This window comes from Microbulbifer rhizosphaerae, assembly GCF_014191725.1.
Taxonomy (GTDB): domain Bacteria; phylum Pseudomonadota; class Gammaproteobacteria; order Pseudomonadales; family Cellvibrionaceae; genus Microbulbifer; species Microbulbifer rhizosphaerae.
The window spans coordinates 1-25,646 of record NZ_JACHWZ010000010.1; the positions used below are offsets into that span (position 1 = coordinate 1).

General features: G+C 60.2%; 18 protein-coding genes. 6 read left to right on the top strand and 12 right to left on the bottom strand.

The window, feature by feature from the left end; all coding sequences use genetic code 11:
- From FHS09_RS11365 to FHS09_RS11375, 3 genes are all read right to left on the bottom strand, one after another.
- On the bottom strand, positions 1-1,019 hold a 1,019-nt coding region (locus FHS09_RS11365; protein WP_221191963.1), incomplete at its 3' end, for a reverse transcriptase domain-containing protein.
- A 1,886-nt stretch (positions 1,020-2,905) separates the two neighbouring features.
- Complete coding sequence (locus FHS09_RS11370; protein ID WP_183459940.1) at positions 2,906-4,021, bottom strand: DUF4062 domain-containing protein; 1,116 nt, start codon at positions 4,019-4,021, stop codon at positions 2,906-2,908.
- Between the two features lie 111 nt (positions 4,022-4,132).
- Positions 4,133-4,621: a hypothetical protein gene (locus FHS09_RS11375; RefSeq protein ID WP_183459942.1), complete on the bottom strand. Its 489-nt coding sequence runs from the start codon at positions 4,619-4,621 to the stop codon at positions 4,133-4,135.
- 478 nt (positions 4,622-5,099) lie between these two features.
- Here FHS09_RS11375 and FHS09_RS11380 point away from each other — a divergent pair, with 478 nt between their 5' ends.
- Positions 5,100-6,542, top strand: a complete 1,443-nt coding sequence (locus tag FHS09_RS11380; RefSeq protein ID WP_183459944.1) for an MATE family efflux transporter — start codon at positions 5,100-5,102, stop codon at positions 6,540-6,542.
- A 135-nt stretch (positions 6,543-6,677) separates the two neighbouring features.
- Here the strand turns inward: FHS09_RS11380 and FHS09_RS11385 are convergent, their stop codons facing one another.
- The 6 genes from FHS09_RS11385 to purE are packed head-to-tail and all read right to left on the bottom strand — an operon-like array spanning position 6,678 to position 10,441.
- Positions 6,678-7,079 (bottom strand): hypothetical protein, encoded by a 402-nt coding sequence (locus FHS09_RS11385; protein WP_183459946.1) that lies wholly within the window; start codon positions 7,077-7,079, stop codon positions 6,678-6,680.
- Positions 7,080-7,096: 17 nt separating this feature from the next.
- On the bottom strand, positions 7,097-7,975 hold the full coding sequence (gene aroE / locus FHS09_RS11390; RefSeq protein ID WP_183459948.1) for a shikimate dehydrogenase: 879 nt from the start codon (positions 7,973-7,975) through the stop codon (positions 7,097-7,099).
- Positions 7,972-8,418: a hypothetical protein gene (locus FHS09_RS11395; RefSeq protein WP_183459950.1), complete on the bottom strand. Its 447-nt coding sequence runs from the start codon at positions 8,416-8,418 to the stop codon at positions 7,972-7,974. The genes aroE and FHS09_RS11395 overlap by 4 nt, the downstream gene beginning before the upstream one ends.
- Positions 8,419-8,431: 13 nt before the next feature.
- Entirely contained in the window at positions 8,432-9,337 is a 906-nt protein-coding gene (hemF, locus tag FHS09_RS11400) for an oxygen-dependent coproporphyrinogen oxidase (protein ID WP_183459952.1), read from the bottom strand.
- 18 nt (positions 9,338-9,355) lie between these two features.
- Entirely contained in the window at positions 9,356-9,928 is a 573-nt protein-coding gene (locus tag FHS09_RS11405) for an L-threonylcarbamoyladenylate synthase (RefSeq protein WP_183459954.1), read from the bottom strand.
- A complete protein-coding gene (gene purE, locus FHS09_RS11410; RefSeq protein WP_183459956.1) occupies positions 9,929-10,441 on the bottom strand; it encodes a 5-(carboxyamino)imidazole ribonucleotide mutase in 513 nt (170 codons plus the stop codon).
- A gap of 270 nt (positions 10,442-10,711) precedes the next feature.
- Here purE and FHS09_RS11415 point away from each other — a divergent pair, with 270 nt between their 5' ends.
- The 5 genes from FHS09_RS11415 (at position 10,712) to FHS09_RS11435 (ending at position 22,662) form a co-directional block, all read left to right on the top strand.
- Positions 10,712-16,774, top strand: coding sequence for a type I polyketide synthase (locus tag FHS09_RS11415; protein ID WP_183459958.1), 6,063 nt, complete (start codon positions 10,712-10,714; stop codon positions 16,772-16,774).
- A gap of 2 nt (positions 16,775-16,776) precedes the next feature.
- A complete protein-coding gene (locus FHS09_RS11420) occupies positions 16,777-18,090 on the top strand; it encodes an aminotransferase class I/II-fold pyridoxal phosphate-dependent enzyme (protein ID WP_183459960.1) in 1,314 nt (437 codons plus the stop codon).
- Entirely contained in the window at positions 18,087-20,507 is a 2,421-nt protein-coding gene (locus FHS09_RS11425) for an efflux RND transporter permease subunit (RefSeq protein WP_183459962.1), read from the top strand. The genes FHS09_RS11420 and FHS09_RS11425 overlap by 4 nt, the downstream gene beginning before the upstream one ends.
- Positions 20,488-21,339, top strand: coding sequence for an outer membrane lipoprotein-sorting protein (locus tag FHS09_RS11430; RefSeq protein ID WP_183459964.1), 852 nt, complete (start codon positions 20,488-20,490; stop codon positions 21,337-21,339). Before FHS09_RS11425 ends, FHS09_RS11430 begins: the two co-directional genes overlap by 20 nt.
- 117 nt (positions 21,340-21,456) lie before the next feature.
- Positions 21,457-22,662 (top strand): hypothetical protein, encoded by a 1,206-nt coding sequence (locus tag FHS09_RS11435; RefSeq protein WP_183459966.1) that lies wholly within the window; start codon positions 21,457-21,459, stop codon positions 22,660-22,662.
- A 36-nt stretch (positions 22,663-22,698) separates the two neighbouring features.
- Here FHS09_RS11435 and FHS09_RS11440 read toward each other — a convergent pair whose 3' ends face one another.
- The 3 genes from FHS09_RS11440 to dprA all read right to left on the bottom strand — a co-directional run bounded on the left by FHS09_RS11440 (position 22,699) and on the right by dprA (position 25,639).
- Positions 22,699-23,595, bottom strand: coding sequence for a LysR family transcriptional regulator (locus tag FHS09_RS11440; RefSeq protein WP_183459968.1), 897 nt, complete (start codon positions 23,593-23,595; stop codon positions 22,699-22,701).
- Positions 23,596-23,936: 341 nt separating this feature from the next.
- Entirely contained in the window at positions 23,937-24,473 is a 537-nt protein-coding gene (locus FHS09_RS11445; RefSeq protein ID WP_183459970.1) for a tellurite resistance TerB family protein, read from the bottom strand.
- Positions 24,474-24,499: 26 nt separating this feature from the next.
- Positions 24,500-25,639, bottom strand: coding sequence for a DNA-processing protein DprA (dprA, locus tag FHS09_RS11450; protein WP_183459972.1), 1,140 nt, complete (start codon positions 25,637-25,639; stop codon positions 24,500-24,502).
- Between the last annotated feature and the right edge of the window lie 7 nt (positions 25,640-25,646).

Below are 25,646 nucleotides of genomic sequence, written 5' to 3' on the forward strand. Positions count from 1 at the left end.
GCCTGCACGGCGGCTCCGAGGGGCCCGCCCTCATCTCTTGTGCAGCACGGCTGCACGGAGGATCTGAATCCTCCAGTGCGCCTTCGTGGCGCACAGTCGTCTGCATATCGAATGACGTGCAGTTTACTGCGCCCACGACTGCGCGAGGCAGGAACGACCAACTCTTCCAAACCGTCCAGTGCCATATTGCACAGGATCGGCGAGATAATGCCACCTTGCGGGGTGCCGTCTTCCGTTTCGTAGCGTGCCTCCTTTTCCATATACCCCGCTTTAAGCCATTGCCTTAACACCCGCTTGGGCAGCGGAATGTGCGTCAACAACCATTCATGACTGATACGATCAAAGCAGGCTTTGATATCAGCTTCCAGAACCCATTGTGCTGCGGTCCTTTGGGCCAGAACAATAAAACCTTGCTTGCAGGCATCGTGCAGGCTGCGCTTCTCTCGAAAACCGTAGGAATGTTTATCTCCCGTAGTTTCCGCTATCGGCTTAAGCCCCAGCGCATAGAGCGCTTGCATTGCCCGGTCGTGAAGGGTAGGTATTCCTAAAGGGCGGCGCTTGCCGTTCTTTTTCGGAATATAGATCCTGCGCAGCGGTTGCGCTTGATAACCGGCTGTCCTTAGTTTTTGCGCCGCACGCCAGTATTGACCCGGTGACGTCCAGAGCACCCCGTCAACACCCGCTGTGCGGCTTCCTTTATTGAATATGACCCGTTTGACAGCCAACACTTTCGCTGCAAACGAGCGCGATAACAGGTGTTGCAGAGCGCGAGCTCTACCCCATCGCTGTTCGCGTATAGATTTTGCGATACGCACTTGCAGTCGATAAACATGCTTTTCCACCTCCGGCCAGTCAATCGCCAGCCATCGTTGGGCATCGCTTGAAGGTGCACCAGCTTTTTCAGCCATCATTTGCCTTCCTTCATAAAATCCATTCTGCAAATTCTCTCGCAACAAAGCACCGAGGGGACGTCTGCTCACTTTCGTGCCGGACAAATCTTGAATCCGTATATTCTCCATTACAGAAAATCATTCGCTTTTTCCCCCATCTCATGGACGCAGAGTCTCCGGCTCCATCACTGGTTACCTTCTTCCTCCGTGAAGGCTCTACGACATTGCCATGTTCTGCATAAATACCTTAACGAGCGAGTTAGATGGAGTCTGTATCCCGGCAATGCGGTGTCTACGCGCAATCCACGTTATCAAGATTACGACCGAGATTGCTTACCATTTTAGTGACTGCCTGTCAGCGTCTTTGGCAGATCTGGCGTCTCACGGAACGTCAACGATTCTTCACATATGTTCATCATGTCACTCCATCCTAGCCCCCGACCGCCTGACACTGGCAGTTCCGATTCCCCTCACGGTTCCTCTTAACAGGGTTCATTGTCCCCAGCGCTTCATACCAAATCCGTTTCGCATGGTGGGTAGGATACTGGTGGTAGAACACCAGGTTGCGCTTTCGAAAACTTTTCTGTTGAATTCGCCAGTAGTGCACGAACTCATCAACTGCGAAAAACCTCGAATTACAACATATATTTATGCAACTTCATGTCGCAATTAACGCCCGCAGCAAGGGCGACCAATGCTGTGCACATATTGTGCTAAAAAGGGAGCGCAGCGACCAGCACAATATGTGCACAGCGTTGGGCGTCCCGCGGAGGCCCGAAGGGCCGGAGCAAACTTCCGGGTAGGAGCCGCCCTCTCGGGCGACGCCCCCCACAGATCCGGACTTGACCTTTAAGTCATCCGGTTCTTCGGCACGTTCCCTGTTAGAAGATGTTTGTGTCCTGCAGCAACACCCATCGCTCATTGTGCTCCAAGCTGCGCGACAAACGTTCTGTTCGCCTATATGACCATTTACAGTGACAGGATTTGCGAGCTCAACGTCTCTCTCCTGGTTCCATGATCAAGCCATCTTCTCCGGTCTTCACTTCCCTACAGTGGGTCCCACGGACAAAAGGTTCCCCACCTACTAGCGGTACTATTGTCGACTAAGACTTCCGACCTCGCTTCTTGGGTTTCTTCACTCTCGCTATCGGCCCCCAATACTTGGTTTCTCTCCGCTGTTTGTTCGTATTTCCGGTTTGGACTCTCCGCGATGTGCAGCAGATCACTTCGCGAAGCCCGGTGTATTTATTGACCGGCCCACCATTGCCGGTTATCTGAGCCAGGACTCAATCGGATCTCCCGAGTTCCCGAGCTACCCCTGTAAGCGCATGCCATGTTCTCAGACCCCGGCGGTGTCGCAGCAACTTGCCAAGGCGTTACTGAGACTGCTGCTTTCCGGCACACAGGCAAACCGTTAGCTTTCCCATCTATCAATGGTTATCCAAATGACCGCCACTCTACAATATTTCGGGGCTCAATAAATGGCCTACACTCTCGCTCCACCCTTGCTCCGCACACCTTGTTACCAAGATCGCACCCGGGCTTCACTACTGACCTGCTGGCTAGGCTTTGGTCATGGTGGGACTGGGGTCCAGGCGTGAGCCCTGACCTGCACCCACTGGGTAACATTAGCCAATTTCCGAATTTATAAAAATTCGTCCCAAGACTTCGGATTTATCTCGGCACGAGCCTGCGATTGTTATGAGTGGTACTTGGCATGATTTGGCCCAGGGTTTACAACCTTTAGAGGCACTCTTGCTAAATGAAAGGTACACCCAGCCAACAGTACCGGCCAAGCTATCCAATGTAAAACTGGACTCGAGAATAACTTAAGGTTCGGCACCAGAATCATAATTGGAACCAGATTTATAGTAGAGAAAAGTCTTTCTATTTTCAGCTCAGCCTTACAGGATTTACATATAAATATTATGCCAGGAACAGTCAGTTTTCTTAGCTTTGATAGTGCCATGTTTTTACATTGCGGACATGTGACGTCTATTTTCATGGTTCAGAACTCATAACGCCTCAAGCAGAGCGCGCGTCAGCGCGTCCTTCTGACTTGACCTGTTAGGCTTGCTATCTCTGTAAATTGCACGGACCTCCATAAGTTTTCTTTTTCCGTATGGAGTCAGCTCACAGAAACTTATTTCCTTCTCGGTATCTTTGCTTAATTTCACTTCTTGAAGAGTATTGAGATACCCGAGAGCTGAAAATTGATACTTTATAGTTTGGAAAATTGTTTCACTTATAGAAATTCCTGTGAGTCGATATCCCTCGTCGCATTGCTCTAGCAACTGTTTAATATAGGAATCCTTTATGGCAGTGCATAGCTGTGATTTGAGCTTCGTTTCTCGAACCGGGTGTAGTGCTGGAACCCCTACCATACTGAAGAGCTCGTCCCAAGAAATCGATAAATCAAACTCCAAAGGATATCCTTTATCGGGATCATGATGTGGTAAATGACTATTTGAATAGTTTGCTTTTAATCTCATCACGAAAGTATCGCTTCCTTGAGCTAATAATTCTGCCCCTTCAGGGGCCTCAGAAGATAACGAGCTTATTTTTTTCCGCAATGTTTCTATTTCATCCTGTAACTCAAGTATCTTGCGATTTGCTTTATCAGAGGCCAGGGAGTCGGCTCTAGTCCATCCGACTGCTGGATACGCCTTCATAGTCTTTGTTAAGCTGAGCGCCACCAACCCTGACAGCTCTTCTGCCCTATTCCAAAACTTTACCAACCTTCCATCTTTAACCTTATCTTTAAAAGCGTCAAGCTTTTCCCTTAAGTCTGGATCTTTCTCTGATTTTGAAAGTGACAAATCGTCAGGCGACTCATGTATCAGCGCTATTACTTTTATTCCCTTTTCAACTGCATAATCAAATTCCTTTTCCGTATAGCTAATTCCTTCTCCGGTTAAAGATCCATATCTTCCACCAATGATTATCAAGTAGTAATCGCTATCATCGATTATTTTCTTTATGAAATCCCATTGTTCCTCATCAGCCGCCGGAAACAGCTCCATGCCTGCTGGCATGCAGTCCATTTCCATTAGTGTCCTAAATACGTTCTGCCGCTCATCGGATAAGTCCGCATAGGTTGAGCTGACAAATACTTGATATCTTTTTTCCATCTCTTAATCTTCGAGTTCCAGAAAAATCCTAACGCCGCCAGCACAGGCCGGAGCACGCAGTGCGGAGGTCCAGCCCCGAAGGGGCGATTGTGCCTAGCCTTGTTAGCACTGCTACCTTGCCTCTTGCTCAGTAAATAGAGGGAGCCTAGAAAACTCCTGATTAAGATCTTGAATTTTACCAGCAAAGTAAAGCTTGAACGTACTCTCTACTGTTTGTTGTTGCTCGGCGACATAAATAGACAGCCACCGCACCTCTTTTTCTTTGCCAAAGCCAAACATGGATTTAACCATTTTCGGCTGAACAATGCCCACTAAGTAGGCGTACTCATTGGGCTTGCCGATAACTGATACCCAATAATCAATTTTACTCTCTTTATTTTTGACAGAGATGGTTGGTTCTGAACCACCTGTGTTTTTGCCTACCTGCTCTTTCCATGGAAACCTGCGAAACTCTTCTATGAAAATTTCATAGGTGGCTTCACCTTTGAGATCATATTGGTCAAAGTCATAGCCTGCTTGCTGGATGTCGTAGGTGTAAGGGCCTGCCATAGTGCTTGTAGCCAGTAATATTGTGATTATTGTTAAAAGTGCTCGATTCATAATGGGTGCTAACAGTTAATTCAAAAGACGCTGCTTTATATCTACCAGCTCACTATCTAAAAATCTCTCGCGTTGCCGCTACCGGAATTTTTCTGAGAAATCAAAAAGTTATGTCGCGCTGGCGGATTTTTCAACAGAGAGATAGTGCAGCGCTGCTTTTATATCTCTCCCACGAAAGTGCTTTTGATCATATTTGGAACCCCTTAAAAGTCAACGAATTAGCGGGAATTCTCCGTAGATAGACGAAGCTGCTGCTGAATTTTGCTAGTGATATGTGACATTTAGGCCAAGGCTGTATATATAGTCAGTAATATGAAGTGACCTATGGATGAATGACCACCCAGGCTTGACCTGGAGTCTGCTCGAGGTTTTATTCTCCCGCCGGCTGTCGATCGACCGCAGGCGGAATCGATCAGCCCGTACTCCCTCGGGAATCCGCCCGGAGGTATAACCCGGACAACGCATTGGACACCCGACCATGACCGAACTCAACGCCGATAGCCTCTCTACCAGTCCGGCCCCCGCCCCCACACCCACACGCTCCATGTGGCGCGAACTCGGTGACGCCATCCGCGGCACCGAGGCGGACTACACCCGTATCGGCATGCGCCGCGCGGTATTTCTGCTTGCGGTACCCATGATGCTGGAACTGGTGATGGAGGCCACCTTTGCGGTGGTGGACATCTACTTCGTGGGCAAGCTCGGGGCCTCGGCGGTTGCCACCGTGGGCCTTACCGAAACCTACCTGTTCCTGCTCTACGCCATCGGCATCGGCATGGCCACCGCAGTCACCGCGATAGTGGCGCGGCGCGTCGGCGAGAAGAAAAAACACGAGGCGGGGGTCGCGGCGGTGCAGGCGATTTATATCGCGCTATTGATTTCACTGCCCTTCGCCTGCGCGGGCATTTTCTACGCGCGGGAGCTGTTGGCACTGATGGGCGCGGATGCCTGGAGCCTGGAGCAGGGCTATAAATATACCCAGTGGATGCTGGGCGGCAACGCGGTGATCGTGCTGCTGTTCGTGATCAACGCCGTCTACCGCGGCGCCGGGGACGCGGCGATTGCCATGCGCGTGCTGTGGATCGCCAACGGCATCAATATACTGCTCGATCCGATTCTGATTTTTGGCCTGGGGCCGATTCCCGCCCTGGGCGTGGAGGGCGCGGCCATCGCCACCAATATCGGCCGCGGCGTGGGCGTATTGATGCAACTGTGGATACTCTTCCGCGGCGGCAAGCATATTCGCGCGCTCGCCTCGCAGTTGGTTTGGGATACGAAAGTGGCGCTCAATATCGTGCGCACCTCCCTGGGCGGTATCGGCCAGATGATCGTGGCCATGACTTCCTGGATTTTCCTGATGCGCATTCTCGCCGACGCGGGCAGCGAGGCGGTGGCCGGCGCCACCATCGCCGTGCGCATCATGATGTTCACCCTGATGCCCGCCTGGGGCCTGTCCAATGCCGCCGCCACGCTGGTGGGCCAGAACCTGGGCGCCGGACAGCCGAGCCGCGCGGAATCCTCCGTGTGGCTGATCGGCCTGTACAACATGGGTTTCCTGCTCGGCGTGTCCGTGGTTTATTTCGTGTACCCCCGGGAGCTGATGGAGCTGTTCACCGCGGACCCGATAGTAATCGCCATCGGCGGCGAGTGGCTGCGGATTCTCTCCTACTCCTATTTCGTGTACGGCTGGTGGATGGTCTCGATGCAGGCATTCAACGGCGCCGGTGACACCGCCACTCCCACCAAGATCAACCTGGTGTTCTTCTGGCTGATCCAGATTCCGCTGTGCTGGTACCTGGCGGTGCCGCTGGACTGGCAGCACTCGGGGGTCTTCTGGGGAGTATTTATTACCGAGACTTCGGTGGGGTTGTTTACTCTGTGGCTCTTCTCGCGCGGCGGATGGAAGACCCGCGAGGTGTAGGTGCAATATTGTTGAGTTATGTCATTCAGAAGCCTGCTTGCAAGCCAACAAGTGCGGAGCTCCGTAGCCGTTCGCCTGCAAGCAGGCTCCTACAGGGAGTTTCTCCCTAACTCAACAGTATTGGATTTAGACGCTCTACTTTCCCTGCGCGCGCAGCAGCCCGGAGGCGGCGATGCCGCCGATGGCGCAGGCCAGCACGATCACAAGCGGCGTGAGCGCACCCAGGCGCAGTGCGCCGATGCCGTAGCCGCGCATGGGCAACAGCAGCAATAACAGGATGCCGGCCGGAATCAGCGACAGGAAAAAGCCCCGCGCCAGCCAGGATCTTCGCCAGGGCAGCAGGAAAACCAGGCCGCAGATACCGCCCCAGACAATGCGCTGGTACAGGTAGGCGTTGGAGAGATGGGGAGCGATATCCACGCCCAGCCAGCGGGTAAAACCGTGGTACCCCATGGCCCAGAGGCCCAGGGCGTAGCAGAGGCCGCCGAAACAGCCGGCGGCAAAACAGAAGGATAGATTCCGCAGAAACTCGCGCATCGTTTTTGGCTACTCCGTTATTTTTTTTGCAGTTCGGTGCGCAGCTGCGCCAGCACCGGCGCCACCTGCGGCATCACTCCCCGCCAGAGCGCGAAGGATTCCGCGGCCTGGCCCACCAGCATGCCCAGGCCGTCCGCCACTTCGGCGCCGCAGTCGCGGGCCCAGCGCATAAACGGCGTGGGCTCGGCACCGTAGACCATATCGTAGGCTTTGCATCCGGGACCGATAATCTCCGGGGGCAGCGGCGGCAGTTCGCCGCCCAGGCTGGCGGAACTGGCGTTGATCACCAGATCGAAGCCGCCGGGAAAAAACTCCAGGCCGCCGGCGCTCAGGGCGCCGCAGCCATTCTGAGAGCCGCGGCTATTTTGAGCGCCGCGGCCATTTAGAGAGCCGTGACCGGCAAACTCCGCGACCAACTGTTCGGCTTTCTGCATGGTGCGGTTGGCGATATGCACCAGCGCGGGTTCTTCGCCGAGCAGTGGCAGCATAGCGCCGCGGGCGGCGCCGCCGGCGCCAACCAGCAACACTTTTTTGCCGCGAATCGGCCAGTGCAGGTTGTGCAGGATATCCGCCACCAGGCCGGCGCCGTCGGTGTTGTCGCCGAGCACGCTGCCGTCATCCTGTTTCGCCAGGGTGTTCACCGCGCCGGCGGCGCGGGCGCGTTCGGTTAGCTCGTCGGCAAATTCGCAGGCATCCAGCTTGAAGGGCACGGTGACGTTCAGCCCGCGCCCACTGGCGGTAAAAAAATTCCGCGCAAACTCCGCAAAACCGTCCTTTTCCACCAGTTGTTTTTCGTAGCGGATATCCTCGCCGGTCTGCGCGGCGAAAGCCCGGTGAATGCGCGGTGACAGCGAGTGGGCGATGGGGTTGCCGACGACCGCATAGTGATCTGTCATGGAGCCGCCTTTTTGTGCGCGCGCACTGCGCCGCGGATTTTCGTGGCCTCGTCTACCAGGATCATACTGTCTATTTTCAGCCCGTCTGCGGTTTCGCTCACCAAGTAGCGGGTGGTGGCAGTGTAGAGTTCCGCGCTCTTGTCTCCCTCCGGACGCAGCAGTATCCAGTTGAGGGTCGCCAGGCTGCTGTTGCCGTTCAGTTCGATCACATCGGTCACGGTGCCGACGATCTGGCTCACCTGCAGGCGGCGGTAGGTGTGCAGCAGCTTGTCCACCTGCGGTATGAATTCGCTCCGCGCCACTGTCTGCTTGCTGCCATCCTCGCGGTAATAGTGCAGCGGAAAACGATAGAAGTCCGCGATCTGGTCCGCATCGCCGATTTCAAAATGGCGGCGGTACTGCAGGAACAGTTTGTTGATTTCTTCCAGCCGTGCCTTGTGCAAAACAGCCTCCTCGTCAGACCCAATCCCGCGCGGGCAGGAAATCCGTGTACAGCTTCTCCTCCGCGGAGTCCGGTTCCGGCCGCCAGTCGTAACGCCAGCGCACCAGCGCCGGCAGCGACATCAGAATGGACTCGGTGCGCCCGCCGCTCTGCAGCCCGAACAGGGTGCCGCGGTCGTACACCAGGTTGAACTCCACATAGCGACCGCGGCGGTACAGTTGGAAATCCCGCTCGCGCTCGCCGTAGTCGGTGTCCTTGCGTTTTTGCATTATAGGCAGGTAGGCGTCCAGGTAGCTGTCGCCCACCGCGCGCATAAGCGCGAAGGCGTTATCGAAACCGCCCTGATTGAAGTCGTCGAAAAAGAGCCCGCCTACACCGCGGGCTTCTTGACGATGTTTGAGATAGAAGTAGTCGTCGCACCACTGCTTGAAGCGCGGATGGATATCCTCGCCGAAGGGCGCGCAGGCTTCCTTTGCGGTGCGGTGCCAGTGCACCGCATCCTCTTCAAAACCGTAGTAGGGGGTGAGGTCGTAGCCGCCGCCGAACCACCACACAGGTTCGGCACCGGGCTTCTGCGCCACGAACAGGCGCACGTTGGCGTGGCTGGTGGGCACGTAGGGATTGCGCGGGTGGATCACCAGGGAGACGCCCATGGCCTCGAAGGAGCGCCCGGCCAGTTCCGGGCGGCTGGCGGTGGCCGAGGGCGGCAGGCCGTCGCCGTACACATGGGAGAAATTCACCCCGCCCTTTTCGATCACCACACCCTCTTCCAGCACCCTGGTGCGACCGCCGCCTCCGCCGGGCCTGTCCCAGCTGTCCTCGCGGAAGCGGTCGCCGTCTTCGATGGCGAGCGCATCGCAGATACGGTCCTGCAGGTCGAGCAGATAGGATTTGACGGCCTGGATGTCCGGTTCACTCATGCTGGGAAACTTTCTTTTTTACTGGGAGGACCCCGGGCGCAACACGCTGCCACTGATCAGATCGCGAATTTCGCTGGGGGACTGTCGGCCGCCGGTGGCGCCGCCGCCGACAAAGTCCAGCGCATCGCCGAAATAGCGTAGCACCTGGTATTTTTGCCTGGGGGGCTGGCAGCCGGTGGGGTTGGCCGAGGTGGATACGATAGCACCGCCGAAGGCGCGCGTTAATGCCGCGGTGAAGGGATGGGCGGTGCAGCGCAGCGCGACCGAGTGGTGCGCGCCGCTGATCCAGGGGGGCACGCGGCCGAAATGGGGCACCAGCCAGGTGACCGGGCCGGGCCAGGTTTCGTGCAATCGCTGCAACTGGGGTCCGCTGAGGCTTTCCAGCAACCCGGCGAAATCCGACTCGTCGCCGGAGACCAGGATCAGGCCCTTCTCCAGCGGGCGGTTTTTCAGCCGCAGAAGCCGTTCCACCGCCCGGGGGTTGAAGGGGTCGCAGGCCAGGCCCCAGACGGATTCCGTGGGGTGCGCGATCACGCCCCCCGCGGCCAGGGCGCGTGCGGCCCACTGTACGGCGAGGGGCGAGACAGCCAATCAGGCCTTCCGCTGTTGCAGGCTTTTCTGCAGCTCGGCGTCCTTGGCGACAATCGCCTCGGCATTGGCGCGACGCTCGTCCACTAGCTTCTTGTGCATCTCCGCGTCCGCTACGCCGATGATCTGCGCGGCCAGGTAGGCGGCGTTCTTGGCGCCGGCCTTGCCGATGGCCACCGTGCCCACCGGGATGCCGCCGGGCATCTGTACGGTGGACAGCAGCGCGTCCAGGCCGTCCAGGGAGGAGTTGATGGGCACGCCGATCACCGGCTTCAGGGTGGTAGCGGAAACCGCACCGGCCAGGTGCGCGGCCATGCCCGCGGCACAGATAAAGACCGCGCAGCCGCGCTGATCAGCGTCGGTCACATAGTCGTGGGTGGCCTTGGGCGTGCGGTGGGCGGAAGAGACCTTCACCTCGTAGTCGATACCGAACTTCTCCAGCACGCCGAAGGCGGCTTCCATGGTCGGCAGGTCGGAATCGGAACCCATCAGAATGGCTACAAAAGGCTTGCTCATTTTTCAGCTCTCTCTACGTAGTCGAAGCGGGAAGCGCGGCAATCTAGCGGATTGAAAGGGCCAGCACAAGTGAGCCCCGGACCACTTTCCCCGACCCGCCCGCCAAATCACCATGGAACCCGACTCCCCGCTCGAACTCTCCGTGCCACCCCCATTCATGCAACCACTACAAGGCTGCTATGCAGTCGACGTCATTCCGTTTGGCTCCCGCGTGAACGATAGTGAGTCGTCACCAAAAACCCCACACCACAAATTGGGAGAAACAGGACGATGATCGCAATAATTGGGGCTTCATGCTGTCTGCCCGGAGGTATCGAAACAGTACAGGATTTCTGGGAATCGCTTTGCGCCGGCAACAATATGGCGAGCGACGTGCCCAAGAGCCGCTGGAACAGCGAGCGCTTCTACCACCCGGACAGCAGCGCACCAGGCAAGACCTATATGTCCCGGGGGCATTTTATCGAGCGGGATCTGGCCCAGTTCGATTACGACGCCTTCCGCATTTCCAAGCGCGAGGCCGAGGGCCTGGATCCGCAGCAGCGGCTGCTGCTCGAACTGACCTGGCAGGCCATGGAGGAATCCGGGTTCACCCTGGATGCCCTGCCCAGCCGTAAAGTGGGGGTTTACGTCGGCGGCTTCACCATGGATCACTTCCTGGGACAGTTCAGTGCGGAGAACCGGCCCAATATCGGCGTGCACACCGCCTCCGGCTCCACGCTCACCATGCTCTCCAACCGCATCTCCCATACCTTCGATTTTCAAGGGCCCAGTCTCACCATAGATACCGCCTGCTCCTCCTCGCTGGTGGCCTACCACTACGCCTGCGAGGATCTGCGCAAAGGCCTCTGCGATATCGCAGTAGTGGGCGGGGTCAACCTGATGATGCGCCCGGAATACCCCATCGGCATGGCCAAGGGCGGCTTTCTCGCCGCGGACGGGCGCTCGAAAAGTTTCGATGCCAGCGGCGACGGCTACGGCCGCGGCGAAGGGGGCGTGGTGTTGGTGCTGCGGCGGGAGGAGGACGCCAAGCTCGACTGCAACAGCATCTGGGCACTGCATGCGGGCTCCGGCGTCAACCAGGACGGGCGCACCCCGGGCATCACCCTGCCCAGCGGCGAGGCTCAGACCGCACTGATGGAGGATGTGCTACAGCGCCACAACATAGACGCGGATGCGGTAGCCTATGTGGAGGCCCACGGTACTGGCACGGCTGCCGGCGATCCCATAGAAGCAGCGTCGATCAGCAGTGTTTACGGCCGGCGCAGGCAGGGCAATATCTGCTACATAGGTTCGGCGAAAAGCAACGTCGGCCACCTGGAGGCCGGCTCCGGCCTGGTGGGTGTACTGAAGGCGGCGCTGATCGCCAAAACCAGAACCATTCCCCCCATCGCCGGCTTTAACCAGCCCAATCCGAAAATCGAACTGGACGAGCGCCGCATGGCGCTGGCGGATCAACTGCGCTCCATAGGCGACTCTTTCAAACAGCCCATGGTCGCCATCAACTCTTTCGGTTACGGCGGCACCAACGCCCATGTGGTGCTGCAACACTACAGCGCCGACGCTGAACTCGAGGCCACCAGTGACAGCGAGCAGCAGAGCGACCAACTGATACTGCTGCTCAGTGCCGCCACCCGCAAGGCTCTGCTCGAGCGCGCGCGCCAGGCATTGCGTTTGCTGGCCCAGCACCCACAGCGAATCGACGATGTGGTGAAAAGCTTTTCCCGCCACGCTAGCCTGAGCAAAGAGCGGGTGTGCTTCATCGCCCGCGACAATATCGACCTGCTGGCGCAGCTCAACGATTTTCTCGACGAGCCGGAACCCCACATTGAAGTCTGCACTCGACCCCGACGCAAAATCGGCTTCGTCTACACCGGTATGGGACCGCAGTGGTACGGCATGGGCCAACAGCTGTACCGGGAGAACTCCCTCTATCGCGAGGCGGCACTGGACTTCGACGAGCGTTTCAAGGCCATTGCCGGTTTCTCCATCCTGCAGGAAATGCAAAAAGACGAGCAGAGTTCCCGCATAGGCGAAACCGAGTTTGCACAGCCGGCCAACCTGCTGATTCAGGTTGCCCTGACCCATACCCTGCGGGCCTATGGCATCGAGCCCCACGCGGTAACCGGACACAGCGTCGGCGACGTGACCGCCGCCTTCGTCAGCGGCGGCCTGTCGCTGGACGACGCCATCCGCGTGTCCCTCGCCCGCAGCCAACTGCAGGGCACACTACGCAACCGCGGCAGCATGCTCGCGGCCGCCGTCGACGAGCCGACAGCGCTGGAGCTGATCGCGCAAACCGGTGCGGAAAACACTTCCCTGGCGGCGGAAAACAGCCCGCAGAGCGTCACCCTCGCCGGCCCCGAGACGGAGTTAGGGGCCATCGCCAAAGTGTTGCAGCAGCGGGACCTGTTCCACCGCATGCTCACCGTGGAAGTGCCCTACCACAGTCCGGTGATGGACGAAATCCACGGTGCACTGCAGGAGCGGCTCGCCGACCTCGACTGCCGTCCGCTCCGCCGCCCCTGCTTCTCCACCGTCACCGGCGGCGCCTTCCAGGGGCCCTTTGACAACAGCTATTGGAACCGCAACGTGCGCCAACCGGTGCGCTTTCGCAAAGCGATCGAAGCCATGGTGGATGCCGGTTGCGAGTACTTCCTGGAAGTGGGGCCGCACCCGGTGCTGGCGCGTTCACTGCAGGAAACCGTCGCGCAGTTCGAGGAAGCCGATTGCACCAACGGCTTCGTCCTGCGCCGCGGCGAGGATGAAATCACCACCCTCAAACAGTGTGTTAAGCACCTCTACAGCCAGAGCAACGGCTTTGCGCGCACACCTTTGGGCAGGCACCGACGCCTGTCGCTGCCCGCCTATCCGTGGGATAAAAAGGAAGTCTGGAGCGAGTCGCCGCAAACCCACGCGGACCGCTGCGGCGAAATTCTCTCGCCGATGCTGGAGCGTACCGGCGAGGAGCCCGGTATATATCTTACCGATCTCTCCCTCTACCACCTGGACTACCTCAAATCCCACGTGGTGGACGGCAGTCCGGTGATTCCCGCCGCTGCAGTGGTGGAGGCGGCCCTGGAAACCGCTCGTCTGCAGCGCACAGACGGCAATACCCTTCGTATTGCCGACGCCCGCTTTATGCGCACGCTGGCACTGGACGACCGCGGCGAACAGTTGCTGATCCGCCACCAGCACAAACAGCAGCAGCTGACGGTGCTGGGCGCGGCCGAGCGCGGCGCCGGCGCTTTTAAAACCGAAATGGCGCAGATGACGCTGCAGCACTGCAACCGCGACCTCGGCCGGGCCGACGCACCCGACTGCCCGGTGGCCGATGATATCCCCAGCCTCTACACCATGTTCAACGATGTGGGCCTGCACAGCGATGAGCTGTTCCAGACCGTGCTGGAGTTGCGCCACAATATCCCCGGGGATCGCTTCCAATCCCTGGTGGAGGTCAACAGCCGCCTCGAGTGCGACGGCTATCTTTTTCACCCCACGTTGCTCGATGGCATATTCCAGTCCACCGCGGCTTTCATCTCCGACACCAGCAGCGCCTATATTCCCGTTTCCGTGCAGGAGATACTGCTTCAGCCACCGGCGGTATCGCCGCGCAGGGTCGGGGTCAACGGCAGCCTCCGCCACCGCGACAGCGACACCGTCAGCGCCGACCTGCAGGTATTCTGCGTCGACAGCCGCCGGGTGCTGATGCAGATCAACGGCCTCACGGTAAAGCGCATCAAGGAAGTGGACGACGCCCAGTTGTTGCCCGCCGGCAACTACCAGAGCCTGTGGCAGGCCACGGACGAACTGGTACTCTCCAGCGCCTCCGGTAACCGGATTCTGCTGCTCGCCAGCGAAGAGCAGCCGCTGGCAGAACTCGTCGCACTGCTCACCCAGGACGGGGCCCGGGTGGACAGCCGTACGCTGAGCCTGCGAGATCTTTCCCCGGCCTGGCACGTCGGCGACACCCCCATGGAACTGGACGGCAGGGCAGCGCTGGCCGAGGAACTGTCCCTCCGCGACTACGATTCGGTAGTCCTGTGGGCCGATCTGCAAGAGCGCAATCCGGCGGCCGCCGCGGAGGCGGTGTGCGCCCTGGCCCAGGCCATGCGCAGGGACAGCGGGTCTCCGCCCCGCCTGAGCGCAATAGTGGAAAACGCGGCCGCGGTTACCGGGGGGGAAATCCTCTCCCCCCAGTCCGGCGCCATCCTCGGCGCCCTGCGCGTGATCTGGTCGGAAATGGAAGACGTGCAGGTGCGGCTGATCGACCTGGACGACATGGCTAATACCGATCCCTATCTGCTGCTGGGCGAACTGCTCAATGGCAACTGGTGCGACGAGGTCGCCTTTCGCCAGGGCCAGCGCTTTCAATCCCTGGTGCACAACCAACCGGCGCCGTTGTTCAGCAGCTCGATACAACTGGCCCCGGGTGAACCCTATCGCTGGCTGCCCACGGGACACAACTGGCTGAAAGAGGCACTTCCCCTGCAGCGGGACCGCCTGATCGACGGCATTGTGGTGGAGCTGAGTGCCGGCGGCGATCGCAGCGAATTCGCCCGCACCGCCGCCACCGTGCCCAGCCTGATCGTGGGACGGCAGGAAGTGGCCAGCGAGCTGGGCATTCTTGAAAAACGCTGCGTCACTGTTGCCCCCCTGGGCGAGGGCAATGTAGCGCCGATACCAGCGGCCGGGGCCCCCTGGCTGCCGGTGGACGACGAAAACCTGAGCGCCGGGCAGGTGATGCAGGCAGCGTTCGCCGCCTGGGGCCAGGTGATTGTGCAGCGCCAGCAGCTGGTCGCTGGCGACCGGGTACTGACGGACACCAGCCCCCTCGGCTGCGCCATCGCCGATGCCGCCCGCGCCGCTGAGGCGGAAGTTAGTACAGTGGATCAACCGCAGCAGTCGTCCGGCGGCTTCGCACTGATCGCAGCACCTCTGGGCGATTGGTGTCGCCACCACGATTTCAGCTGCCTGCTCCCCGGCGGCAAGCTGGTCAATACCGATCTGCGCCGAGCGGATCACCTGCCCGCCGGCGTGGGCCTGGCAGTGGAAGAACTCTGCCGCTATCGCGCCGATTTCGAATCCACCCTGCAGCGCCTGCTTGGCGAAGGCGGCCGGCCGCCGGTCTTCAAGGCGCTGCGCCTGGGCGGGATGGAGAAGCTCGCCAGCGCCGATCTTCAGCATCAGCCTGTTCTCGACTGGCGCATCCCGGAGGAAGGTGCCGCGGCCACGGCTCCCTCCCGCTACGACTGGGACAGCAGTCACTGGATGCTGGTAACCGGCGGTCTGGGCGGTATCGGCGAGAAGTTTATCCAATGGCTGGCCGAGCAATCGGTGCGCAAGATCGTCATTGCCGGGCGCAGCGCGGAGAGCAAGGTCACGGCGCATCCCAGTTGGCAGAAGCTCGCGCTGGACGGCGTGGAGCTGGCCTACATCCGGGGGGACATCGCCGATCCGGGTTTTGTCGAGCAGTTGGAGGACTTCCAGCGCGATCGCGGCGCGATTACCACCGTCGCCCACCTGGCGGGGATTATCGACGACAGCCCGCTGTCGGAAATGCGCAGCGATGCCTTCCGCAGCGTGATCCGGGTCAAGGCCGCGGGCATCAACAATATCCTGCGCGCGCTGCCGGTGAAGCAGTTGCACACGGTGATCAACTTCTCCTCCATAGCTCTGGTGACCGGTAACTCGCGCCAAGCCAACTATTGTGCCGCTAACCAGTACCTGGAGAACATAGGGCGCAACCTGCGCCGGCAGGGAGTCAACAGCCTGGTGGTTCACGTGGGCGCCATACGCGACGTGGGCATGATCCAGCGCGACCGGCGCTTGCGACAGCACATCAACAATACCGGGCTCAGCCTGATCAGTTCCGCAAGCCTGTTCGTGGGCATCAACCACGCCCTGTTGCGCGGCGACAGCGTGGTCACCGCCGCCGGCGAACCCAACTGGGAGCAGTGGTCGCAACTGGAAGTCGGCGCCGCCCGCGCACCCCGCTTCCGCGAAGTGCTGGCCGATGTGGGTTCCGGCGGCACAGACATCTACCAGAACCTGCGCCAGGACCTCGCCGGCACCGATCCCGGCGTGCGCCAGACCATCGTCGGCGAGCTTATCCGCGACGCCTTCGCGCCTGTGCTGCGCCTGCCGGCGGAGGAGATTCCCCTACACAGCGAGTTCTCCGACCTCGGCATCGACTCGCTGATGGCGGCGGAGCTTCAGGGGCTGCTCAAAAAGATCCTGGGCATGGATGTGTCGATTCTCAACCTGATCGGCGAAAACCAGTCAGTGCGCAAGCTGGCTGATACGGAACTCAACAAAATGGGATTGGAAGCTTAATCATGGACGCGCAACTGTTAGAAAAAATTCGCAATAAATATTCCGCGGCCAACGTCGCGCAGGTAACGGCCGCCAACGCTGCGATTGCGCCGCTCGAGGCCGGTGATTTTCGCGACTGGCCCGAGTACCGGCAGGTAGCGGCCATCGAGGGGTTTTTCGCCGGAGAAAATCCCTACTGCGCCCCGCGCGAAGGCACTATAGGCAGGCAGGTCACCATCGCCGGCCGTGATTACGACACCTTCTGCGGCTATAACTACCTGGGCTACAACGGCTCGCAGGCGGTGGAGAAGGCGGTGATCCGGGCCCTGCGCCGCCACGGCAGTTCCGCCTCCGCAAGTCGCGTGGCCGGCGGCGAGTGCGACATCCACCGCGAACTCGAGTCGGCGCTGGCGGCGCACCTGGGCAGCGAAGACACCATTGTCACCGTCGGTGGATACATCGCCAACGTGGCCTGCATCCGCTTCCTGATGGGTGAGGGCGATCTGATCCTGTTCGACGAGTACTGTCACAACAGCCTGATCGAAGGCTGTGCGTCGTCCAAAGCGCGGCGCATGCAGTTCCACCACAACAACCTGGATCACCTGGAAAAACTCCTCGCCAGCCAGCGCAACCAGCACCGTCGCGCGCTGATCGTGGTGGAATCCGTGTACAGCATGGACGGCGACATCGTGGACCTGGCGCGGCTGGTGGATATCAAGCGTCGCCACAACGCCTACCTGATGGTGGACGAGGCGCACTCCATCGGCGTGCTCGGCGAGCGCGGCCGGGGGCTTTGTGAACACGCCGGGGTGGACCCGCGGGAAGTGGACATACTGATGGGCACCCTGAGCAAAAGCCTGGCCAGCTGCGGCGGATTTATCGCCGGCAGCCGCGCCCTCACCGGCCTGCTGCGCTATATCGCCCCCGGTTTCCTGCTCTACAGCGCCGGCATACCTCCCACTTCCTGCGCCGCCTCGCTGGCGGTACTGCAGATACTCGCCACCGACAACAGCCAGGTGCTGAAGCTGCAGCAGAACGCCGCCCGCTTCCGCGCCATCGCCCGCGAACTGGAACTGGATACCGGCCTCGCCGACACCACCCCCATAGTGCCGGTGATGCTGGGTGCCGCCGGCGACTCGGTGGAAAAAATGGCCTGGGTGACCCGCGAGCTGTTCCGTCGCGGTATCCACGTGGTGGGCATCACCTACCCGGTGGTACCGCGCAATGAAGCCCGCCTGCGCTTCTTCCTCACCGCGGAGCACAGTGAGGATCAGTACCGACGAGCACTGACGCTGACCCGTGAAGTCATGCGCGAAATCCTGGAGGTGCAGCCATGACAACCCCGCAATCCCCCGGCGGCGGCCTCGCCGACGCCGTCGCCGAATGGCTCAGCCGCCGACCCGGCCGCGCGTTTATCGCCGGCCTGCTGCTCACTGCGGCCATGGCCGCGGGCATGAGTCAGTTGCGTCTGGAGACCGATTACGAGGTCTTCTTCGCCCCCGAGGCAGAGGAAATCCAGCGCTTCCGGGCCTTCCAGAACGAGTTCGGTCGCGAGGACACCCTGTTTTTCTCCGTGAGTGCCCCGGCGGGCGAACCCCTGACCGGCGACCGAGGCCTTGCGGCCATCGGCGAGCTTACCCATCGGGCCCAAAGTCTGCCCTATGTGCGGCGGCTGGTTTCCATTGCCAACTATCCGCTGGTGGACGCCGCGGCGGACGATATTCATATCGCCCCCGCCTACTATCTCGAAGACGGCGCTGTGGTTACCCAACACACCCCGGATGAAATGGCCGAGCGACTGCTGCGGGAAACGGCGATTAAACACAAGCTGCTGTCCGCCGACGGCAATACCGCCGGTGTTCTAGCCACCCTGGTGTTTGTGGACGACAGCCGCGCGCAGAGCGCCAAGCGGGCCTGGAGCGAAACCCGGACCCTGCTCGCGGAGGTCCGCGAGCGCTATCCGGACTACCGCTTCCGGGTCACCGGCTCCACCGCCCTGGACGCCGCCTTCGAAGAGGCCAATAAGTACGATCTGTCGGTGCTGTTTCCCGCCGCGATAACCACCATGCTGCTGCTCGCGGCGCTGCTGTTTCGCAGCCCGCTATTCTACCTGGCGCTATCGTTGGTAGTGGGCGCGGCCACAGTGTCCTGCCTGGGGTTTGCCGGGTGGGCGGGTATTCCGCTGTCGTCGGTGAGTATCACCTCGCCGGTGATCGTCATCATCCTCGCCATCGCCGGGCTGATGCACCTGTTCGTGGCCAGCGGCAATGAAGGTTCCGGCAGCGGCAACCGCCAACAGCGCAGCCGCGCGGCACTCGGCAAGGTGCTGGTGCCGACGCTGCTCACCGCGCTGACCACCTGCTGCGGTCTGCTGATGCTGAATTTCAGTGCCACGCCGCCATTTCGCCACCTGGGCAATATCGCTGCCGTCGGCGTTTGCGCAGCCTTTCTCTACACCTTCCTGCTGGGCGCGCCAGTGCTGCGCTTTATGAAGTCCGGCGCGCGCACCGACGGCTTTGCCCGGCGGGCCATGGGCGCGCTGGCCGACTTTGTGTTGGGCCCGCGAGGCCGCAGCTGCGCACTGATGGTAAGCGCGCTGATGGTGGCCCTGGCCAGTGGCATTGCGCTAAATAAAATCGACGACAACTACGTGGAGTATTTCGACAGCAGTTTTGAATTCCGTCGCGATTCGGATTTTATCGATCGCAAACTCTCGGGTATTCACAGTCTGGAGTACAGCCTGAAAGCACAGAGTGGAGAGGTATTTACCCAGCCCTATCTGCAGGCACTCGCCGACTTCTCCACCTGGGCTCTGCAGCAGCCCGGGGTGCGCAGTGTGGACACCGTCGAGGACGCCATCGCCCAGGTGCACCGCGCCTTCAACAACGACGATGAGCGCTATCGCCACGCGCCCGGCGACAGGGACCTGATCCAGCAGTACAGCATGCTCTACGAAATGTCGGTGCCCGCGGATTTCGATTTCCGCAACCGGGTATCCGCCGACCGCGGCAGCAGCCGCGTCACCCTGTATCTCTCCAACCTGTCCATTAGCGAAATTGTCGCCCTCGAGCGACGTGCCGGGCAGTGGCTGCAGCGACACGCCCACTTCGCCGCGGAATCGGATACTGAGGGCCAGGCGGCCACCGGCACCAGCATCCTGTTTTCCCACATTGGGCTGAACAATATCTACAGCATGCTGTACGGAACAGGGCTGCTGTTCCTTATGGCCAGCCTGCTACTGTGGTTGATTTTCCGCGTGCCCGCCGTGGCCGCCAGCGCCGCCCTGGCCAATATTCTGCCGGCGCTGGCCACCCTGGGACTCTGGGGACTGCTGGTGGGCCGCCTGGGCATGGGCAGCGCGGCGGTGGTCGCAGTGACCCTGGGGATCATGATTGACGACACCATCCACCTGGGACACCGCTATCTGCTGCACCGGCGCCGGGGGGCAACCAGCCATGGCGCCATCCATCGGGCGCTGGTGGAGGTCGGGCCGGCACTGGTGGTGACCACCCTGATACTGGCGGTGGGCTTTCTGCTGATCTCCCTGTCCGCCTTCCAGATCAATGCCTCCATGGGGCTGGTGGTCGCCGCCACCGTGGTCCTCGCGCTGCTGTTCGACCTGTTGGTCTTACCCGTGGTACTGCTGCGCTTCGACAGAGCCCCACTCCCGGTGACCGCGCCTGAACCCGCTGCAGCCGCCGCCAACACCCCAACCATACAAAAGGAATTGCCCCATGTTGAACCGATTGCTTAGCACCCTTTTCTCCCTGCTCGCCGCCGCGCTCGCGGGTCAGGTAGCCGCGGCCAATGCCGGCACACCGCACAATCCAGTGACGGTTGCCGCGACCAATGGCGAGGTTATCGACAAAGGCCTGGCGCTGGCGCGGGAGACAGATCTGCGGGACTCCGGCTTCGGCGACATAGTCGCCACCGGGGAAATCATCAATAAAAGTGCAAACGGTGCCAGCAACCGCCGGGTGTTCGAAATGGTCACGGTGGAGATGGACGATGACGGCGACCGCCGTTTCGTCAAGGTTACCGCGCCGGCCTCGATGAAAGGTACCCTCTTTCTCTCCCACGCCCACGCACTTGAAGCCGACGATGTATGGGTGCTGTTGCCGCGCTCACCGCGTCTGCGGCGCATCTCGGCCCGGGACAAGACCGGGCGCTTCCTCAGCAGCGAGCTGACCCTGGAAGACATCAGCCCCTGGCAGGTGGAGAAATACACTTACCGCTATATCCGCGAGGAGGCCTGCGGCGCGCAGGGCGAACGGCGCTGTCACCTGATCGAGAATACCCCCGCCTACCAGCACTCCGGCTATTCGCGCCAACTGGAATGGCTGGATGCGGAGATCTACCAGCCGCGGCGCATCGAGTACTACGACGGCGCCAACCAGTTGGTCAAAGCGCTGGAGTTCACCAAGTACCGGCAATTTTCCGAGCGTTACTGGCGTCCCATGTATATGCGCATGCACAACCTGCAGAGCGGAGATGAATCGGAGATCTTCTGGGACAACTACCAGGTGGCCAGCGGCTATACGCCGGAGCAGGTATCGCCGACCAATATTGTCCGCCTGAAGAGATAACCAACCACCGGCTTATCGGAGAAACAGCCACTAACCCGGCGGCAAACAGGTCGACCGGGACGCGGCACAGGGAATTGCCAGGTCGATTGTTTACCAGATTAATAAAAGGGTATCGCCGTGCAAGCTCGCTTTATCTCACCCATGTGCTGTGTCGCAACGCTGCTCGCCCCGGGGGTTGTCAGCGCTTGTGACGGCGCCGAGGGGCGCCTGCAGTTACAGCTCAACCACTTTGCAGAGCAGGCCCGCTGGCCCGGGCAGACGCCGGACAAAACCACTGGGCGGGCGGCTCTGCAGTTGAGCTGTCTGCTGCCAACCGGGGCCGACTCCGGCATCGATATCGATGTATACGGTGATTACGATTCCGCGGCCGCAGAATCCTGGTTCGACCCGCGCAACCTGCATTACTACGTCGATCTTGATCAGATGACCTTTGCCGCAGGCTATCAGCAAAAGCCCGTGGGCCACCTGGAGGCGGAGCAAATCAACAACCTTTACAACCCGAAGAGCTATCGCCGCGGGCTGTTCGACAGCCGGTCCCAGGGCCGCTTTTCCGTGGGCGCCATCTACCGACGGGAATCCTGGCTGTTGCACGCCGACCTGATGCCGTTGAAACAGGTGGAGGAGTGGGCCGGGGAAAAGGGCCGTTTTCGCCGCGGTGGCTTTGTCGCCAGCGACGAGGAGTACGCCAGGGGCAGCGATGTTTCGGCGCAGTTGCGCTGGGACTACTTCAGCGGCAACTGGGAACTGTCGGGGATTTTGTGGCACGGGTTGTCGCCGCAGTCACTGGTGCGCCCCAGTGCGGAGGAACCCGGCGCGCTGATCGATTATTACGAGCGCATCGACCAGGCCGGTTTCAGCGCGCTCTATCTGCTCGACAATCTGTCGCTGAAGGCCGATGTCTACTTCCGCTCCTCGCCGCAGCGACAGTTGATTGGTGCCGCGGCGGGCCTTGCCTGGCAGACCTACGGCCTGTTCGGCAGCCGCGCCGACAGCAACCTGTTTCTCGAGAGTTACTATCTTCAGGAACAGAGCGCCGATGATGATGGTAGCGGTGGCAACCTGCCCTCCAGTTTCGATCGTGATCTCTACGCCGGGGGGCGAATCAACTTTAACGACAACGCTAACAGCGAACTGGAGGCCGGCGTGGTTGCGGATGTAAAGCTGGGCTCCCTGTCCGGTTACCTGCAACTAACCCGCTCGCTGTTACCACAACTGGAATACGAGGCGGGACTACAGTGGTTTTCCACGGACTCGCGGGATATCGCCCTGAGCGGATTTGAAAACGACAGCCACATTTATTTCAAGCTTGTCTGGTACCTGTGATCCGTCTCCCACTGCTGCAGGCTTGTTGGTGCATCACTATGCGGGTTCCAGTTGCCGCAGATTATCGATCAGGTAGCGGGTGAATGCGCGCACATGGGGCTGCATCCAACGGCCCTCCGGCACATACAGCCAGTAATGGCCCAGCGGCAGTATCGATTCGGGAAACAGCTCGACCAGCTCGCCGCTTTCTAGGCGCTGGGCCACCGCCACTCTCTCTACCACCGCAACGCCCAACCCCCGCGTGGCAGCCTCAATGGCCGCTTCCTGGCCGCTGACCGACAGCGGGGTATTGCAAATCAAACTGGTGTTCAGCGAGTAGCCACCTTGCAGTGGCGGCAGCTTGGACTTTCCCGGTGCGTTGATCTTGATCCAAGGCAACAGCACCAGATCCTCAAAGCGATCGGGGGGTGGGTGGCGTTGAAATACCTTCGGACTGGCGACAAAACTTAATTTCAGCTCCTCAAGTTTCACCGCCACCAGATTGTCGCTTTGCAGAAAACCGCCGCGAATGCCCACATCAATATGGTCGGAAATCAGGTCCCGCTGTTCGTCCGACCAATCTACGTGGACGCGGATATGCGGGTTTTGTGCAATATATTCCTGCATCAACGGCATTACCGCGCAATTGCCGAAACTGCAGGGCATGGTCATGTAGATATCGTTCTGGCGCTCGGCGCCCTGGCAGATTTCATCCACCTGCTTCAGTTGATCCAAAACGGCTTTATAATGTTCAAAAATACGATGGCCGACGCGGGTGATGTTGAGTTTGCGGCTGGAGCGCCTGATCAGTAAAAGCCCCAGGTCCCTTTCCAAGCCACTCAGTTGGCGGCTGACGGTCGACGGGTCCAAATCCATTTTTTCCGATGCGGCCTTGATGGACCCGAACTCCACAACCGCAACAAAAGTCTTGATCTTGGCAAACGAATGTTCCATTTAACGCCTTCCGCCCCCTGGATGTGTCTTCCCTCACTTCCCAGCGTCCGATTTAACCACGACAACAGCACACTTTTGTAAAAATACGTCGTTTATTTTGTTATTTTATCCTTTACTTCAGACGCAATATTCGGGCCAGGGATTGCAAACCGGTATTTTTGCCAACTCCCAGCCCCAGGACAAAAGGCCCGAATTGACCAGTGCCGGTCATATAGTCGCGGGTTTGGGTACGGAGGGAGGAAGGGACCTTCTCCTCTCAATCGAATATCAAGCGTCTCCGGCTCTGCGAAGTGGGCTTCCGTGACCGGCAGGCTCGGGCCTTCATTGCCCCGGGTTCATAATTATTGCCACTTTTTTGTCGTTTCCGGCCTTTGCCCCAACTCCCTGCTGACAGCGGAGATGATCTGTTGCTGTGCCTGCCCAATATTGCCCTCCAGTTCCGCAACCCGGGCCAGCATTTGCAGCAGCGACTCGCGTTGATCCGAGGTGAAGGCCGCTTTGGTCGGTTCCAGTATATGTTTGATTTCCGCCTCTACATCCAGCACTTCCCGCAGCATATACGCCGAGGAGGCGAAAAGTTCGGCGGCCTGGGGCTCCGTGAGATTAAACTCGCTGGAAAAGATATCGGTGATCTGCGCTTTTTGTTCGCGGGAAATTTCCCCCTCGGCTTTCGCGATGGCCACCAGCAGCACCGCGGCGGCATCCATCGGCCTGTCCAGGCGGTGCAGCGGCTTGGTGCCCAGCTGCTTTTGCCAGTTTCTTCTGCGCAACCAGTAGAAGGGGTTGAAGGAATTTAGGTCGACGCCCGCATTCTGCAGGCGGTACAGCGCCCAGACCAGGCCGCCGATGGCGGTAATCAGTCCGATCAATATATGCATTGCCTTTTTCTTTGTTGTTCTCGCCGTCAACCGGGCAACAGCTGGCGCAGCAACCGGGCGCCCTGCCCGGTTAGCTGGTAGCCTCCCGGCAGTTGCTCCAGCAGCCCCGCCAGCTCCAGTTGCAACAGGGTCGCCATCAGCGGCCCGGCGTCTTCGCCGGTATCCCGGGCAATCTGTTCGATACTGCGCAGGTCGCCGCCCAGAGCGGCGATTACCCGAAGCTGGTCCTCCGCCAGCTGCGGACCGGCGTCGGGGTTTTGCGATTGCGGCTCGGCCAGCAATCCGCCCAGTTGTTCCACTATGTCCGCGCTGGTCTCCACCAGCGCCGCACCCTCCTTGATCATTCGGTGGCAGCCGCGGGCCAGGGGGTTGTGGATGGAGCCGGGAATGGCGAACACCTCGCGGTTCTGCTCCGCGGCCAGGCGCGCGGTGATCAGGGAGCCGGAGCGCACCGCGGCCTCCACCAGCAGTATGCCCAGGGACAGGCCGCTGATAATGCGGTTGCGGCGCGGGAAGTTGGCCGCTTCGGCGCCGCTGCCCATGGGCAACTCGCTGATCACCGCACCGCCGTTTTCGACTATCTCCTCCGCCAACGGGATATTGCGCCGCGGGTAGAGGCGGTCCACGCCGCTACCCAGCACCGCCAGGGTGGCACCTCCGGCATTCAGCGCTCCCCGGTGCGCGGCGGCATCCACCCCAAGGGCCAGGCCGGAGGTGATGGCGAAGCCGGCGCCGGCCAGTTCCGCGGCGAAGGCGCGGGCGTTATCGAGACCGCCGCGGCTGGCCCGGCGCGCGCCCACCACGGCGATCTGCGGCAGATGGAGGGCGGCGGTATTGCCGCGCAGATAGAGCAGCGGCGGCGGGCGGGCGATCTGCGCCAACAGGGTTGGGTATTCGTCATCTCCGCACAGCACCAGTTGCACGCCGATCTCGCCACAGCGCTCCCGTTCCGCCTGCGCCCAGGCGAGCAGTTCACAGCGCTCGCCGCGGCTGCGGTACTCGCGCCATTGGCTCTGTGCGCGTTCGGGGAGTTTTTGCAGGAGAGTGTCGGGAAGGGACTGCAACGCGGCGGGCGCGCTGCCGAAGCGTTCGATCAGTTGCCAGTAGCGGGCCGACCCCATGCCCTCCAGGCGCAGGAGGGCGAGGGTGGCGGTGAGCGCATCCATGCGTCGG